Source organism: Streptomyces sp. NBC_00539 (assembly GCF_036346105.1).
In the GTDB taxonomy this organism is placed as follows: domain Bacteria; phylum Actinomycetota; class Actinomycetes; order Streptomycetales; family Streptomycetaceae; genus Streptomyces.
The window spans coordinates 4,704,206-4,719,504 of record NZ_CP107811.1; the positions used below are offsets into that span (position 1 = coordinate 4,704,206).

Below are 15,299 nucleotides of genomic sequence, written 5' to 3' on the forward strand. Positions count from 1 at the left end.
CTCAGTGGGAGGTATGCGCAGGCCACAGTGCCGGCCCATGACTCAGACACCGACAGCCCGTACCCCAGCGCCGGGGCAGGCGCGAGCCCACTTCACCGTACCGGCCACGCATCCGATGGTGACCGTACTGGGCTCTGGTGACGCCCTGCTGCGCGTCATCGAGAATGCCTTCCCGAAGGCCGACATCCATGTTCGGGGCAATCAGGTCAGCGCGATCGGCGACGCGGTGGAAGTCGCCCTGATCCAGCGCCTGTTCGACGAGATGATGCTGGTGCTCCGCACCGGGCAGTCGATGACGGAGGACGCAGTGGAACGCTCGATCGCCATGCTCAAGGCGAACGGCAAGGGCAACGGCGGCGACAGCGGCCACGACGAGACCCCCGCCGAGGTGCTCACCCAGAACATCCTCTCCAGTCGCGGCCGGACCATCCGTCCCAAGACGCTCAACCAGAAGCGCTACGTCGACGCCATCGACAAGAACACCATCGTCTTCGGCATCGGCCCCGCCGGTACCGGCAAGACCTACCTCGCCATGGCCAAGGCGGTCCAGGCCCTGCAGTCCAAGCAGGTCAGCCGGATCATCCTGACCCGCCCCGCCGTCGAGGCGGGCGAACGGCTCGGGTTCCTGCCGGGCACCCTGTTCGACAAGATCGACCCGTACCTGCGTCCGCTGTACGACGCCCTGCACGACATGCTCGACCCGGACTCGATCCCCCGCCTGATGGCCGCCGGCACCATCGAGGTCGCGCCGCTCGCGTACATGCGCGGGCGCACCCTCAACGACGCCTTCGTCGTCCTGGACGAGGCGCAGAACACGACCGCCGAGCAGATGAAGATGTTCCTGACCCGCCTGGGCTTCGATTCGAAGATCGTCGTCACCGGTGACATCACGCAGATCGACCTGCCGGGCGGGGCCAAGAGCGGCCTGCGCCAGGTGCAGGAGATCCTCGACGGGGTGCCGGACATCCACTTCTCGCGGCTCACCTCCGAGGATGTCGTCCGGCACAAGCTGGTCGGCCGTATCGTCGACGCGTACGAGAAGTACGACGACAGCCAGGACTCCCCGCAGTCCCGGAACGGCTACCAGCGGAAGTAGAACTCAGCGCACCATGTCGATCGACGTCAACAACGAGTCCGGGATCGAGGTCGACGAGCAGGCGGTCCTCGACATCGCCCGCTACGCGCTCACCCGGATGCGGATCCACCCGCTGTCCGAGCTGTCCGTCATCGTCGTCGACGAGGAGGCGATGGAGCAGCTCCACATCCAGTGGATGGACCTGCCCGGTCCCACCGACGTCATGTCCTTCCCGATGGACGAGCTGCGCCCCCCGGCGAAGGACGACGAGGAGCCCCCGCAGGGGCTCCTCGGCGACATCGTGCTCTGCCCCGAGGTGGCGAAGCGGCAGGGCGAGGAAGCTCCGACGCAGCACTCCATGGACGAGGAGCTCCAGCTCCTGACCGTCCACGGGGTGCTGCACCTGCTCGGGTACGACCACGAGGAGCCGGACGAGAAGGCCGAGATGTTCGGCCTCCAGGCGGCCATCGTCGACGGCTGGCGCGGTGAGCGCGGCCTGACCGGCCCGTCCCCCGCCCCCACCGTCTCGTGACCGGCGCACCGCAGCTGATCAGCGGCGCGGTGCTGCTGGTCGTCGTGGCGTGGTTCGCGGCCTGCGCGGAGTCCGGGATCGCCCGCGTCTCCAGCTTCCGCGCCGCCCAGGCCGTACGGGAGGGCCGGCGCGGCAGCGCCAAGCTGGCGCAGGTCACCGGGGACCCGACCCGCTACGTGAACGTGGCGCTGCTGGTCCGGGTCACCTGCGAGATGGCGGCGGGCGTGCTCGTCACGTACGTGTGCCTGAACGAGTTCGGCGAGAACTGGACCGCGCTGCTCGTGGCCATCGCCGTGATGGTGCTGGTCTCGTACGTGGCGGTCGGGGTCTCCCCGCGCACCATCGGCCGCCAGCACCCGCTGAACACGGCGACCGCGGCCGCGTACGTCCTCGTTCCGCTCGCGCGGATCATGGGGCCGGTCCCGCAGCTGCTGATCCTCCTCGGCAACGCGCTCACCCCGGGCAAGGGTTTCCGCAAGGGGCCGTTCGCCTCCGAGGCGGAGCTGCGGGCGATGGTGGACCTGGCGGAGGCGGAATCGCTGATCGAGGACGACGAGCGCCGGATGGTGCACCAGGTCTTCGAACTCGGCGACACCCTCGTGCGCGAGGTGATGGTGCCCCGTACCGACCTGGTCTGCATCGAGCGGTACAAGACGGTGCGCCAGGCGACGACGCTCGCGCTGCGCTCGGGCTTCTCGCGCATCCCGGTGACCGGGGAGAACGAGGACGACATCGTCGGGATCGTCTACTTGAAGGACCTCGTCCGCAAGACGCACATCAGCCGGGAGGCGGAGTCCGACCTTGTCTCGACGGCGATACGGCCGGCCGTCTTCGTACCCGACACCAAGAACGCCGGTGACCTGCTCCGCGAGATGCAGTCGGTGCGCAACCACGTGGCCGTCGTCATCGACGAGTACGGCGGCACGGCGGGCATCGTGACGATCGAGGACATCCTGGAGGAGATCGTCGGCGAGATCACGGACGAGTACGACCGGGAACTCCCGCCGGTCGAGGAGCTGGGCGACGACCGCTACCGGGTCACCGCGCGCCTGGACATCACCGACCTCGGGGAACTGTTCAAGGTCGAGGCGTTCGACGACGAGGACGTGGAGACGGTCGGCGGACTGCTCGCCAAGGCGCTGGGCCGGGTTCCGATCGCGGGCGCGTCCGCGGTGGTGGAGCTGCCCGACGGGCGGCCGCTGCGGCTGACCGCCGAATCGCCGGCCGGGCGCCGGAACAAGATCGTGACGGTGCTGGTGGAGCCGGTGGTGGAGGAGCCCGACGAGGACGCGGAGGTGTCGCCGTGACGCCGGGGGAGCTGCGCGCGTTCTGCCTCGGGTTCAACGCGGCGGTGGAGGAGTTCCCGTTCACGCCCGAGACGTCGGTGTTCAAGGTGCTGGGGAAGGTGTTCGCGCTGACGGCGCTGGACGCCGAACCGTTGAAGGTCAACCTCAAGTGCGAGCCGGAGGCGGCGGTACGGCTGCGGGCGGAGCACGAGGCGATCGTGCCGGGCTGGCACATGAACAAGCGGCACTGGAACACCGTGACGGTCGGCGGGCTGCCGGACGAACTGGTGCGGGAGCTGGTGGAGGACTCGTACGACCTGGTCGTCGCCGGGCTGCCGAGGGCGGAGCGGCTGCGGCTGGACCGGCCCTGAGGGTGGGTGCGAGCGGTCGGGCGGGGCGCGGTCCCTATGCTTTCGCCCATGAGCGAGAACACCGGGATCGACCCCGAGGACAGCAAGATCATCACGCTGGCGCGCAGCGCCCGGGCCCGTAACGGGGTGCCGGAAGGGGCGGCGGTGCGCGACGAGACGGGCCGCACGTACGTGGCCGGGACCGTGGAGCTGGACTCCCTCAGGCTCAGCGCCCTCCAGACGGCGGTCGCGATGGCGGTGGCGAGCGGGGCCCGGTCGCTGGAGGCGGCCGCCGTGGTGAGCGCGGCCGACGCCCCGGCCGACGCCGACCGGGCGGCGGTCCGCGACCTCGGCGGCCCGGACACCCCGGTGCTCCTGGCCGCCCCGGACGGCACCCTCAAGTCCACCACCCCGGCGGGCTGACGCCCCCCGCCGTCCGGCGCGGACCGGGCGGGACCGGCGCGGACCGGGCGGGCAGAGCGGCGGCTCCAGGTGCACCGTCCGGCAGGACGGGCTCCCCGGACGGGCCGTGCCGCAGGGGCCGGGGCGCCCGAACAGCTGCCGGTGAAACCCCTGACCGAGGGACGGGACCGGATCTTGAACCACCGGAAGGCGGCATCGGCGCGATCGCGGCGGCGGCGAGCAGGCAGGCCGCCCGGGCTGTCGGCCAAGGGCGACCTCGACGACCACCAGGGCGCCGCCCGGTGCCGGCAGCCGAGCCGTGCACCGCTGCGCACGGCCCCCCTGGTGCCGGCCGCCGCCCGGACGGTCGGCCTCGCCGACGGGAGGGGCGGGGGTGGAGCGCGGCGGCGCAGATGATGACGCCGTACGGGCCCGGGCAGGCCCGACCGCCCCATCGGCCCGGCCGGCCAGGTGGCCACCGCCCCAGCCGGCGTTCGGCCACGCTGCCGTAGGATCCTGCGCCCCCAAGGGCCCGGAGGTGCGGTGCCCGCGCCGAGCGCCGTTGCGGGGCCCGGGGCCGTGCGGTGTGGCAGCCGGCCGCGGCAGACCCGTCAGGCCGCGGCCGGGGCACCGGACCGGCGGCGGATGACCATCGCCATCAGGGCGGCCATCGCGCAGAGGGCGCCCGCCGCGTACCAGACCAGGTCGTACGAGCCGAAGGCGTCGCGGGCCAGGCCGCTCAGGAAGGCCACCAGGGCCGCGCCGACCTGGTGCGACGCCAGGACCCAGCCGAAGACGATGGCGCTGTCCTCCCCGTACTGCTCCCGGCACAGCGCGATGGTGGGCGGCACGGTCGCGACCCAGTCCAGGCCGTAGAAGACGATGAAGAACACCATCGGCGGGTGCACGGACGGCGCCATCAGCATCGGCAGGAACAGGAGCGAGACCCCGCGCAGGGCGTAGTACACCGCCAGCAGCCGGCGCGGCTGGAAGCGGTCCGTGAACCAGCCGGAGGCGATGGTGCCGACCACGTCGAACACGCCGACCACCGCGAGCAGCCCGGCCGCCGCCGTCACCGGCATGCCGTGGTCGTGGGCCGCGGGCACGAAGTGGGTGCGCACCAGCCCGTTCGTCGTGGCGCCGCAGATCGCGAAGGTGCCGGCCAGGAGCCAGAAGGGGCCGGTCCGGACCGCCTTGAACAGCACTGACAGCGCTCGCCCCGCCGCACCCCGCACCGGCTCGGGCTTGGCCGCGTAGGTCCCCCCGTACGGTGCGAGCCCCACATCGGCGGGGTGGTCGCGCAGCAGCAGCCATACGAACGGCACCACGACCGCCGCGGCCAGCGACACCGTCACCGCGCCCGGGCGCCAGCCGTGCCGTTCCACCAGCCATGACAGCAGCGGCAGGAAGAGCAGCTGCCCGGAGGCCCCGGCCGCGGTCAGGATCCCGGTGACGAGCCCCCGGCGGGCGGTGAACCAGCGGTTGGTCACGGTCGCGGCGAACGCCATGGCCATCGAGCCACTGCCGAGGCCGACCACCACGCCCCACAGCAGGACCAGTTGCCAGGCCTCGGTCATCCAGACCGTGGCGAGCGCCCCGCCGGATATGACGAGCAGGGCCAGCGCCACGACCCGGCGGATGCCGAAGCGGTCCATCAGCGCGGCCGCGAACGGTGCGGTGAGCCCGTACAGGGCGAGGTTGACGGAGACGGCGAAGCCGACGGTGCCGCGCGACCAGTCGAACTCCTCGTGCAGCGGCTCGATGAGCAGTCCGGGCAGGGACGCGAACGCGGCGGCGCCGACGATCGTCACGAAGGCGACGGCCGCGACGAACCAGGCGCGGTGGACGCGTCCGGGCCGGCGGGGAGCGAAGGGGGGATCGGCGGAGGGGGCGGGTACGGGCGCTGTCTGAGTCACCAGCACAGCTTCCGACCAGGGGGATCCGCACGACAGTGGCCTGAACGACACGCTTCGCTATGATCGGGCCATGGAGCCCCGCACGCACCGCGTCGTCGTCCTCGCCCTCGCCGGACTGCTGCCCTTCGAGCTCGGCATCCCGCACCGGATCTTCGGCCGCGCCAAGGATCCGGCCGGACGTCCGCTGTACGAGATCCTCACCTGCGGCCTGTCCGCGGGACAGGTGCCCACCGACGCCGACTTCGCGGTCCACGTCGAGCACGGACCGGAGCTGCTCGCCACGGCCGACACGGTCGTGGTGCCGGCCTCGTACGAGCTCGGGCCGGTGTACGAGCACGGCAGGCTCACGGACGAACTCGCCGCCGCGCTGGCCCACATCCGGCCCGGAACCCGGCTCGTCTCCATCTGTACGGGCGGCTACGTCCTGGCCGCCGCCGGGTACCTGGACGGCCGGCGCGCCACGACGCACTGGGCGTCCGCCACGCACTTCCAGCGGCTGTTCCCCGAGGTGCTCGTCGACGCCGACGTGCTCTACACCGACGACGGGGACGTCCTCACCTCCGCCGGGGTCGCCGCCGGCATCGACCTGTGCCTGCACATCGTGCGCCGCGACCACGGCGCGGCCGTCGCCAACGAGGTGGCCCGGCGGACGGTGGTGCCGCCCCACCGGGACGGCGGGCAGGCCCAGTTCACGGAGCGCCCGGTGCCCGAGCCGCAGCTGGCCAGCACCACCGCCGCGCGGGCCTGGGTGCTGGAGCGGCTGCACGAGCCGGTCCGGCTGAGCGACCTGGCCCGGCAGGAGGCCGTGTCGGTACGGACGTTCACGCGCCGGTTCCGCGAGGAGGCCGGGGTGAGCCCCGGCGAGTGGATCGTCGCGCAACGGGTGGAGCGGGCCCGGCGGTTGCTGGAGCGGACGGAGCTGCCGATGGAACAGGTGGCGCGGGAGACGGGGTTCGGTACGGCGCAGTCGCTGCGCAAGCACGTACGGGCCGCCCTGGGGGTCAGCCCGACGGCCTACCGCAGGACGTTCCGGGCCGACGCCGACTGCGACTTGCTGCCATCTTCTGATGGCCCATCAGTCGATGTGGGGGCCGCACATTGACTTCTCCCGCCCACCGCCCCTGAATGGCCCCCGGGCCGGACCAACCCAGGGGGCGGGCAGTGGGGACAGCGGCGCGCAGCACGAGAGGGCCGGTGGCGCTCGCCGGCCTGGCCGTCCTCGCGGCCGTCACAGGGGGAGCGCTGGGTGCCCCGGCCGCCGCCGAAGAGGGAACGGCCCCGGGGCGGGTCGAGTTCCCCACGCACTGCCTGCCGCCCCAGGAAGCCGGGCTGCCGCCCGCCGAGGGGCCCACCGCGGCCCGGATCACCGCCGACGATCCGGCGCCGAAGGTCGGCGACACCGTCACCGTGACCTACCAGCTGGCCGCGACCCCGGCCGTCAACCCCGTCCCCGGCGCGCTGCCCGCCGACGTACTCACCCCCACCGGGGCGGGTCGTGCTCGGGGGCGCGCAGCAGGGCGAGCTCACCGTCGTCGGCGCCCCGCGCAACGACCCCGTACCGGCGGGGGAGGAGCTGCCCGGGGTGACCATGACCGGCACCTTCACCGTCACCGCACCCGGCGCGATCACCCTCGCCCCGGGCGGCTACACCCTGCACACCCGGCACCTGGGCGACCTGGACACCGTCTGCACCCCGGCCGCGCCCGCGCCCGTATCGGAACGCCTGACCGCCACCCCGCTGCCGAGGGCCAACCTGCGCGCCCTGACGCTGGGGTCCGCCCACGGGAAACCCGGTGCGGCGGTCGAAGTCTCCGGCACCGGCTTCGCCCCGGGCGCGGCCGTCACCGTGGCGGGCCGCGCGGGAGTCGCCGAGACCGCCGACCGGGTGGCCGCCACGGCCGACGGGGCGGGCGAGGTCCGGGCGGAGCTGCCCGTCAGGGACAGGGCGACGACGGGCGTGGTGGCGTACGAAGGCACCGGGTGGTCGGCGCAGCGGGGCTCCGGCGTCGCGGCGTACACGGTCATCGCCGCCGTCGCCGTGCCGCCCGGGGCGCAGGAGGTGACGGCGGTGGTGGAGCCGGGCGCGCTGGCGATGACGCAGGCCGGGGATTCCGTCACCCTGGGCGGAGTCCCCTACGGCGACGGGGGCGCGGCGCCCGGCCGGATCGGCACCGTCACCGTCAAGGACGCCCGGGGCGGCCCCGCGGGGTGGTCGCTGGTCGGCAAGGTCACCGACTTCACGGGGCCGGGCGGTGTGCGCATCCCGGGGGCGTCCCTGTCGTGGACGCCGAGCTGCACGGCGGCTCCGGGCAGCCCCAGCCGGTGCTTGGCGGGCAGCCCCGGGGTGGTGGGCGCCGAGGGCGCCGTCCTCGCCTCGGCCCCCGACGCGGCGGTGGTGGGCGGCACGTTCACCGTCGACGCGGGAGTGGAGCTCCGGGTACCGCCGTACACCCCGCCCGGGGCGTACACGGCGGTCCTGACGCTGACCCTGTCGTGAACGGCGCCGCCGCGCGGTGGGTGGCCGGCGCCCTGGCCCTGCTCGGGGCGCTGCTGGCGGGCGCCGCCGGGACGGCGTGGGGCGCCGACAACGGGGAGTGGTCCGTACTGCCCGCCGCCAACGCCGTCGGGCAGCGCCCGTACTTCTACCTCGCCGCCGCCCCCGGAACCACCGTCCGGGACGTCGTCACCGTCACCAACCGGACCGGCCGGCCCCGCACCTTCCGCCTCTACGCCGCCGACGCCTACAACACCGCCCGCGACGGCGGCTTCGCCGTGCGCGGCCCCGACGAGCCGCGCCGCGCCACCGCCGCCTGGACCGCACTCGCCCGGGACCGGGTGACCGTCCCGGCCCGGGGCTCGGCAGGCGTCGCCCTGACCGTCACCGTCCCGGAGCGGGCCGAGCCCGGGGACCACCCCGGCGCCGTCGTCGCCCTGGAGGACGAGCCGGCCGCGACCACCTCCGACCCCGGCATCGGGGTGCGACGGGCCGTCGCCGCCCGCCTCTACCTCCGGGTCACCGGACCCACCGCCCCCGCACTCGCCGTCCGGGACGTCCGGGTCCGCGCCGACGGCGACGGCGCGGAGATCACGTACGCCCTCCGCAACCTCGGCAACGTCACCCTCCGGCCCCGCATCACCCTCACCGCCACCGGCACGGCAGGCCGAACCCCGGCGGCCCTCCCGCTCGGCGGCCCGCCGGCGGAGCTGCTGCCCGGCCAGGAGGTGCGGCTGCGCAGCCGGTGGGCCGATCCGCCCGCCCTGGAATGGGCCCGGCTGACCGTGCGGGCCGACGACGCCGGAGCGAGCGCCGAAGGCACCGCCGACTACGCGCGCCACCCCCGGCTCACGGCCGCTCTGGCCGCCGCTCTGGCCCTCGCGGCCGTGGCCTGGTCGGCGCTGGGAGCGGCATCGGGGAGAATGGCCCGTATGAGCGATCGTTCCCCCGAGCCCACCGCCCCGCACCGCGCGGGCTTCGCCTGCTTCGTCGGCCGCCCCAACGCGGGCAAGTCGACCCTGACCAACGCGCTCGTGGGCACCAAGGTCGCGATCACCTCGAACCGGCCGCAGACCACCCGCCACACCGTTCGCGGCATCGTGCACCGGCCCGACGCCCAGCTGGTGCTGGTCGACACCCCCGGCCTCCACAAGCCGCGCACCCTGCTCGGCGAGCGCCTCAACGACGTCGTCCGGACCACGTGGGCCGAGGTCGACGTCATCGGCTTCTGCCTGCCGGCCGACCAGAAGCTGGGCCCCGGCGACAAGTTCATCGCGAAGGAACTCGCGGGGATCAAGAAGACCCCCAAGATCGCCATCGTGACCAAGACCGACCTGGTCGAATCCAAGCAGCTGGCCGAGCAGCTCCTGGCCATCCACCAGCTGGGCGCGGAGCTCGGCTTCGAGTGGGCCGAGATCGTCCCCGTGTCGGCGGTCGGCGACAGCCAGGTCCAGCTGCTCGCGGACCTCATCGCGCCGCTGCTGCCGGAGAGCCCGCCGCTGTACCCCGAGGGCGACCTCACCGACGAACCCGAGATGGTGATGGTCGCGGAACTCATCCGCGAGGCCGCGCTGGAGGGCGTGCGCGACGAGCTCCCGCACTCGATCGCGGTGGTCGTGGAGGAGATGATCCCCCGGGAGAACCGTCCGGCGGACCGCCCGCTGCTCGACATCCACGCGAACGTCTACATCGAGCGGCCCAGCCAGAAGGGCATCATCATCGGCCCGAAGGGCTCCCGCCTCAAGGAGGTCGGGATGAAGTCGCGCAAGCACATCGAGGCGCTGCTCGGCACGCCCGTCTTCCTCGACCTGCACGTGAAGGTGGCGAAGGACTGGCAGCGGGACCCGAAGCAGCTGCGCAAGCTGGGCTTCTGATCTCCGAGGCGCGACCCGCCGGCGCAGCGGGCCGATGCGCACGGCCGGGGATCGGCCCGCCTACGGCAGTCGCCGGACCTTGACCGCGTTGTCGGTGCGCGTGCCGGGGTTGCCGTCGGGGCGGGTCTGGACGCGCTCGTGTTCCGCCGCGAGCAGCACCTCCCACTCGCCCTGCGGCAGCTCCAGCGAAGCCACCACCTCGTCCGGGGCCGGGAAGTGCACGCGGTGGTCTGGGTGCTCGTGCCAGGCCGGCCAGCCCGCGTGGCCGGCGATCAGCAGGATGCCGCCCGGGGCGACGGCCGCGGCGGCCCTGCGCAGGATCCGCTCGCGCGGGAAGTCCCCGTAGGAGTGCAGGAAGCAGGCGGAGACGAGGTCGAACTCCCCGTCCGGGAACGAGACCGCGAAGTCGTGGCGCTGCCAGTCGACCCGGTCGCCGACCCCGGCCTCCTTCGCGTGGGCCTCCGCCCGTTCCAGCGCGACGCCGGAGATGTCGGTCGCGGTGACCCGCCAGCCCTGCCGGGCCAGCCACACCGCGTCGGCGCCCTCGCCGCAGCCGAGGTCCAGGGCGCGGCCGGGGGTGAGTCCCCCGGTCTCCCGGACCAGGACGGCGTTGGGGTTGCCGCTCCACACCCGGTCGCTCTCGCGGTAGCGGGAGTCCCAGTACTCCTCACCACCCTCGGCGGCGGGGTCGGGGGTGTTTCCGGCGGGTCCGGTGTGTGCGGCGTGCGTGGTGCGGTCGGGTTCTTCGGGCATCGGCGTCTCTCTTCCCGGGGTACGTGGACACGTGCGGTTGCGCTACGCCGATGGTCCGCCCGGCCGGGGCGGGCGGGCAAACATCCTTGCCGTTCCGGCAAATGCCGTACTCAGGCGCCGTCCGCCGCCGGGGGTTCCGCGATCAGTGCCGTTGCGACCCGGCGGAAGCCGGCCCGCCCGTAGATCCGGGCCACGTCCTCGTCGCCCGCGGACAGGAACACCGTACGGACGCCCCGCGCGAGCGCCTCCGTGACCAGCGCCGCCGTCACCGCGAGGGCCAGCCCCTGGCGGCGGGCCGCCGGGAGGGTGCCGACGCCGACGATCTCGGCCACGTCGCCGACCGGGTTGTACTGGCCCGAGCACAGCACCACCCCGTCCCGCTCGGCGGCGGCCATCACGGTGCGGCCCGACGCGATCATCGCCGCGATCGAGGCGCGGCGTACCTCCACCGCCGGATCCGCGGTCGCCGCGGCGAGTTCCGCCGGGCCGGCCTCGCCCACTTCCGTCCCCCGGGCCGCGAAGGCGAGCATCGGCACCGTCAGGGCCGCCGCCAGCCGGGGGTCGTCGGCGCCGAGCACGTGGGCGGCCCCGGGCTGCGGCGGGAGCGGTTCGGCCGTGTCCAGCACCATGAGCGGGTGGGCGTGGACGTGGAGCCCCGCGGCCTCCACCGACGCGCGCAGGGAGGGGTTGTTTTCGGCCACCCATTCGAATGCCTCGGGCACTTCGAGCTCCCGCTGGCGGGCCAGGACCCGCTCGACGTCCGCGACCGAGGCCTCGGCGCCGCCGAGCGTGGGCCGCGCGTAGTACGCCCAGCCGTCGCCCTCCTGCACGAAGAGCGTCAGCGGCCCGAAGTCCTCCGCGCGGGCGCCGCCCCCGCGCGGCACGGCGTCGTAATACTGCTCCAGCGAAATCAAGATCGTTTGAGTGGCCATCTGGTCATCCAAACAAAGCCGCCGCTGCCGGGCATCCGAATTCCCGGGCGGGCGCCGCTACGCGCCCTCCTTGAGCACGCGCATGATCAGGCTCCGCTGGGCCTCCGACAGGTACGGCTCGGCGCAGGACACGGTCCTGCCGTCCACCGTGATCCGGTACGAGAACCCGTCCCGCACCCGGTCCGCCCCGTGCCCCGGCGGACCGGGCCGCAGCGCCAGCAGCGCCAGAGCCCGCCACTCGTTCTCGTCCGGCCGGCCCGAGGTGTCCACCTCGACCCGGCGCTCGATGCCCGCGAAGCCGCCCGTCCGTACCACCAGAATCCGCATGTCGGCCCTCTTACCCCAGGCCGACCGCCGACCACGCCTTCTGCATCGCCTGGTGTTCCGCGCCGCCTTCCCCGTACCGGGCGACGGCCGCCGCCGTGGAGAGCCGGGCGAAGTCGGCGAAGTCGGCGTCGGAGGCCAGTGCGCCGCCGGTCAGCGTGTCGTACCAGATCCGCCCGGCCCGCTCCCAGGCCTTGCCGCCCAGCTCGCTCGCCACGATGTAGAACGCGTGGTTGGGAATGCCGGAGTTGATGTGTACGCCGCCGTTGTCGCTGTGCGTGGTGACGTAGCCGTCCATCGTCGCGGGCTGCGGGTCCTTGCCGAGCTCGTCGTCGTCGTACGCCGTCCCCGGCGCCTTCATCGAGCGCAGCGCCACCCCGGTGACGGCCGGTCCGAGCAGGCCGGCGCCGATCAGCCAGTCCGCCTGGTCGGCCGTCTGCCCCAGCGAGTACTGCTTGATCAGGGAGCCGAACACGTCCGACATCGACTCGTTCAGCGCGCCCGACTGGCCCCGGTATTCGAGGTTGGCCGTGTACTGGGTGACGCCGTGGGTCAGCTCGTGCCCGATCACGTCCACGGACACCGTGAAGTCGAGGAAGAGGTCGCCGTCCCCGTCGCCGAAGACCATCTGGCGGCCGTCCCAGAAGGCGTTGTCGTAGTCCTCGCCGTAGTGGACGCTCGCGTCCAGCGGCAGGCCGGCGTCGTCGATGGAGTGGCGCCCGAACCCCTTGAGGAACAGGTCGTACGTGGCTCCCAGCCCCGCGTACGCGCGGTTGACGCTGGCGTCGCCGGTCGCCTCCCCGCCCTCGCCGCGCACCTTCGTGCCCGGCAGCCGGGTGCGGTGCCCGGCGTCGTAGACCGTCCGCTGCGGCTCGTCGGAGACGGGTGCGGCGAGCGGCGGGGCGATGCCCCGGACGGTGGTGATCCGGCGGCGGGTGCGCAGGGCGGCGTCGTGTTCCAGGGTCCGCTGGGCGGTGTCGGCGCGGCGGGCGTGCCCGGAGCGGGCGATCCGGTCGAGGAGGTGGGGAGGCACGACCGTGCAGAAGACGGGGAGTGAGGGGCGCAGAGTGGCATCCATGTGCGCAATGTGGCAGTGCGTGACGATCCTGTCACTAATCGCGACCATGATTCATTCGGTTGTCTGAAAGCCGTCGCGTCGCGTTGACGGATCGACCGGACATCCCGTGGCTGCGACGGTGCATAACGAGTCTTAACTCACAAAGGGGTACAAAACGGACCAGGGGGTCTTGCATACTGAAACAGGTCCTCGCGTTACGGCGCGGCTCGGCTAGGCTCGGCCCATCATGCGTTTCGGGCTGCTTCTCCTTAGCTGCCGCGGCGAGGGTCTGTAGTCGTAGGCCGGCCCCCTCCCCGCGGAGTTTGGTGTTGCGGATTTACGACCGCCGTCGGCCGTCCCAGCGAACTACACGCGGACACGCGAGGAGCCCCACGCCATGAGTCAGCACACTTTCGCAGGTCGCCCCACGCCCATCACGAACGCGACCCACATGCAGAAGCCCTCCGGGATGCCCGTCCACAAGTACGGCTTCTACGAGCAGGTCGACATCCCGGACCGCACCTGGCCGAACGCCCGCGTCACCAAGGCCCCCCGCTGGCTGTCCACCGACCTGCGCGACGGCAACCAGTCGCTGATCGACCCGATGACCCCCGCCCGCAAGCGCGAGATGTTCGACCTGCTGGTGCGCATGGGCTACAAGGAGATCGAGGTCGGCTTCCCCTCCTCCGGTGAAACGGACTTCGCCTTCGTCCGCTCCATCATCGAAGAGGGCGCGATCCCGGACGACGTCACCATCTCCGTACTGACCCAGGCCCGCGAGGACCTGATCGAGCGGACCGTGGAGTCGCTGGTCGGCGCCAAGCGCGCCACCGTGCACCTGTACAACGCGACCGCCCCGACCTTCCGCCGGGTCGTCTTCCGCGGCTCCAAGGAGCAGATCAAGCAGATCGCCGTCGACGGCACCCGCCTGGTCATGGAGTACGCGGAGAAGCTGCTGGGCCCGGAGACCACCTTCGGCTACCAGTACAGCCCGGAGATCTTCACCGACACCGAGCTGGACTTCGCCCTGGAGGTCTGCGAGGCCGTCTGTGACGTCTGGCAGCCGGCCGAGGGCCGCGAGATCATCCTGAACCTGCCCGCCACCGTGGAGCGTTCCACGCCCTCCACCCACGCGGACCGCTTCGAGTGGATGGCCCGCAACCTGACCCGCCGCGAGCACATCTGCATCTCCGTCCACCCCCACAACGACCGCGGCACCGCCGTGGCGGCCGCCGAGCTGGCCCTGATGGCCGGCGCCGACCGCATCGAGGGCTGCCTGTTCGGGCAGGGCGAGCGCACCGGCAACGTCGACCTGATCACCCTGGGCATGAACCTGTTCTCCCAGGGCATCGACCCGCAGATCGACTTCTCGCAGATCGACGAGATCCGCCGCACCAGCGAGTACTGCAACCAGATGGAGGTCCACCCGCGCCACCCCTACGCGGGCGACCTGGTCTACACCGCCTTCTCCGGCTCCCACCAGGACGCCATCAAGAAGGGCTTCGACGCGATGGAGGCCGACGCGGCCGCCGCCGGCAAGACCGTGGACGAGATCGAGTGGGCCGTGCCGTACCTGCCCATCGACCCGAAGGACGTGGGCCGCTCCTACGAGGCCGTCATCCGGGTCAACTCCCAGTCCGGCAAGGGCGGCATCGCCTACGTCCTCAAGAACGACCACAAGCTGGACCTGCCGCGCCGCATGCAGATCGAGTTCTCGCGGATCATCCAGGCCAAGACCGACGCCGAGGGCGGCGAGGTCACGCCGAAGGCGATCTGGTCGGTCTTCCAGGACGAGTACCTGCCCAACCCCGAGAACCCGTGGGGCCGCATCCAGCTGCGCTCCGGCTCGACGGCAACGGACAAGGACGGCACCGACACGCTGACCGTCGAGGCGGTCGTGGACGGGGCCGAGACCGTCCTGACCGGCACCGGCAACGGTCCGATCTCGGCCTTCTTCGACGCGCTGGCCGGCATCGGCATCGACGCCCGCCTGCTGGACTACACCGAGCACACGATGAGCGAGGGCGCCTCCGCCGTGGCCGCCTCGTACATCGAGTGCGCGATCGACGGCCGCGTCCTGTGGGGCATCGGCATCGACGCCAACACCACCCGCGCCTCCCTGAAGGCGGTCATCTCCGCCGTCAACCGCGCGGGCCGCTGATCCCACCCGGTCCCACCGGCCGCGCGAGCGAACCCCGCACCTCCCCCGGAGGCGCGGGGTTCCGCTTTTTCCGGGCGGCGCCGCGCCTCGCGGTGGGGGCGCAGATCGGCCAACTCCGGTTCCCGGGCCAGGTTGTCTCGTCA

General features: G+C 72.8%; 14 protein-coding genes. 9 read left to right on the forward strand and 5 right to left on the reverse strand.

Translation table 11 applies throughout. The features are described from left to right. Window positions 1–37 precede the first annotated feature (37 nt). Genes OG861_RS21085 through OG861_RS21105 form a run of 5 tightly spaced genes read left to right on the forward strand, consistent with a single transcriptional unit; the run spans window position 38 to window position 3,666 of the window. Entirely contained in the window at window positions 38–1,096 is a 1,059-nt protein-coding gene (locus OG861_RS21085; protein WP_329195109.1) for a PhoH family protein, read from the forward strand. Between the two features lie 13 nt (window positions 1,097–1,109). Then, the gene (gene ybeY, locus OG861_RS21090) at window positions 1,110–1,607 is read left to right on the forward strand and encodes an rRNA maturation RNase YbeY (protein WP_329195108.1); all 498 of its coding nucleotides are present in this window, start codon (window positions 1,110–1,112) and stop codon (window positions 1,605–1,607) included. Beyond that, a complete protein-coding gene (locus OG861_RS21095; RefSeq protein WP_329195106.1) occupies window positions 1,604–2,914 on the forward strand; it encodes a hemolysin family protein in 1,311 nt (436 codons plus the stop codon). Before ybeY ends, OG861_RS21095 begins: the two co-directional genes overlap by 4 nt. Beyond that, window positions 2,911–3,264 carry an MmcQ/YjbR family DNA-binding protein gene (locus OG861_RS21100; protein WP_329195104.1) on the forward strand — a complete coding sequence of 118 codons (354 nt, stop codon included), beginning with the start codon at window positions 2,911–2,913 and terminating at the stop codon, window positions 3,262–3,264. Before OG861_RS21095 ends, OG861_RS21100 begins: the two co-directional genes overlap by 4 nt. A 36-nt stretch (window positions 3,265–3,300) precedes the next feature. Then, window positions 3,301–3,666 carry a cytidine deaminase gene (locus tag OG861_RS21105; protein WP_443056497.1) on the forward strand — a complete coding sequence of 122 codons (366 nt, stop codon included), beginning with the start codon at window positions 3,301–3,303 and terminating at the stop codon, window positions 3,664–3,666. A gap of 590 nt (window positions 3,667–4,256) precedes the next feature. Here the strand turns inward: OG861_RS21105 and OG861_RS21110 are convergent. Further along, complete coding sequence (locus OG861_RS21110; RefSeq protein ID WP_329195100.1) at window positions 4,257–5,561, reverse strand: MFS transporter; 1,305 nt, start codon at window positions 5,559–5,561, stop codon at window positions 4,257–4,259. A gap of 70 nt (window positions 5,562–5,631) precedes the next feature. Here OG861_RS21110 and OG861_RS21115 point away from each other — a divergent pair, with 70 nt between their 5' ends. From OG861_RS21115 to era, 3 genes are all read left to right on the forward strand, one after another. After that, on the forward strand, window positions 5,632–6,663 hold the full coding sequence (locus OG861_RS21115; protein ID WP_329195098.1) for a GlxA family transcriptional regulator: 1,032 nt from the start codon (window positions 5,632–5,634) through the stop codon (window positions 6,661–6,663). Window positions 6,664–7,056: 393 nt separating this feature from the next. After that, the gene (locus OG861_RS21120; protein ID WP_329195097.1) at window positions 7,057–8,058 is read left to right on the forward strand and encodes a beta-xylosidase; all 1,002 of its coding nucleotides are present in this window, start codon (window positions 7,057–7,059) and stop codon (window positions 8,056–8,058) included. Between the two features lie 920 nt (window positions 8,059–8,978). After that, window positions 8,979–9,929 carry a GTPase Era gene (era, locus tag OG861_RS21125; RefSeq protein ID WP_229873350.1) on the forward strand — a complete coding sequence of 317 codons (951 nt, stop codon included), beginning with the start codon at window positions 8,979–8,981 and terminating at the stop codon, window positions 9,927–9,929. 60 nt (window positions 9,930–9,989) lie between these two features. On the opposite strand, the gene OG861_RS21130 is transcribed toward era, so the two are convergent. The 4 genes from OG861_RS21130 to OG861_RS21145 form a co-directional block, all read right to left on the reverse strand. Then, window positions 9,990–10,682: a class I SAM-dependent methyltransferase gene (locus tag OG861_RS21130; RefSeq protein ID WP_329195095.1), complete on the reverse strand. Its 693-nt coding sequence runs from the start codon at window positions 10,680–10,682 to the stop codon at window positions 9,990–9,992. A 110-nt stretch (window positions 10,683–10,792) separates the two neighbouring features. After that, entirely contained in the window at window positions 10,793–11,614 is an 822-nt protein-coding gene (locus OG861_RS21135) for a GNAT family N-acetyltransferase (protein WP_329195093.1), read from the reverse strand. A 57-nt stretch (window positions 11,615–11,671) separates the two neighbouring features. After that, window positions 11,672–11,941, reverse strand: coding sequence for a protealysin inhibitor emfourin (locus OG861_RS21140; protein ID WP_329195091.1), 270 nt, complete (start codon window positions 11,939–11,941; stop codon window positions 11,672–11,674). A gap of 10 nt (window positions 11,942–11,951) precedes the next feature. After that, window positions 11,952–13,016 carry a M4 family metallopeptidase gene (locus OG861_RS21145; protein WP_329195089.1) on the reverse strand — a complete coding sequence of 355 codons (1,065 nt, stop codon included), beginning with the start codon at window positions 13,014–13,016 and terminating at the stop codon, window positions 11,952–11,954. Window positions 13,017–13,392: 376 nt separating this feature from the next. Here OG861_RS21145 and leuA point away from each other — a divergent pair, with 376 nt between their 5' ends. Continuing rightward, window positions 13,393–15,156, forward strand: a complete 1,764-nt coding sequence (leuA, locus tag OG861_RS21150; protein ID WP_329195087.1) for a 2-isopropylmalate synthase — start codon at window positions 13,393–13,395, stop codon at window positions 15,154–15,156. Window positions 15,157–15,299 lie beyond the last annotated feature (143 nt).

Coding starts and splice junctions, on each gene's coding strand:
- OG861_RS21085 (WP_329195109.1), top strand. CDS start 38: ATGACTCAGACACCGACAGCCCGTACCCCAGCGCCGGGGCAGGCGCGA.
- ybeY (WP_329195108.1), top strand. CDS start 1,110: ATGTCGATCGACGTCAACAACGAGTCCGGGATCGAGGTCGACGAGCAG.
- OG861_RS21105 (WP_443056497.1), top strand. CDS start 3,301: ATGCTTTCGCCCATGAGCGAGAACACCGGGATCGACCCCGAGGACAGC.
- OG861_RS21115 (WP_329195098.1), top strand. CDS start 5,632: ATGGAGCCCCGCACGCACCGCGTCGTCGTCCTCGCCCTCGCCGGACTG.
- era (WP_229873350.1), top strand. CDS start 8,979: ATGGCCCGTATGAGCGATCGTTCCCCCGAGCCCACCGCCCCGCACCGC.
- OG861_RS21130 (WP_329195095.1), bottom strand. CDS start 10,682: ATGCCCGAAGAACCCGACCGCACCACGCACGCCGCACACACCGGACCC.
- OG861_RS21135 (WP_329195093.1), bottom strand. CDS start 11,614: ATGGCCACTCAAACGATCTTGATTTCGCTGGAGCAGTATTACGACGCC.
- OG861_RS21140 (WP_329195091.1), bottom strand. CDS start 11,941: ATGCGGATTCTGGTGGTACGGACGGGCGGCTTCGCGGGCATCGAGCGC.
- OG861_RS21145 (WP_329195089.1), bottom strand. CDS start 13,016: ATGGATGCCACTCTGCGCCCCTCACTCCCCGTCTTCTGCACGGTCGTG.
- leuA (WP_329195087.1), top strand. CDS start 13,393: ATGAGTCAGCACACTTTCGCAGGTCGCCCCACGCCCATCACGAACGCG.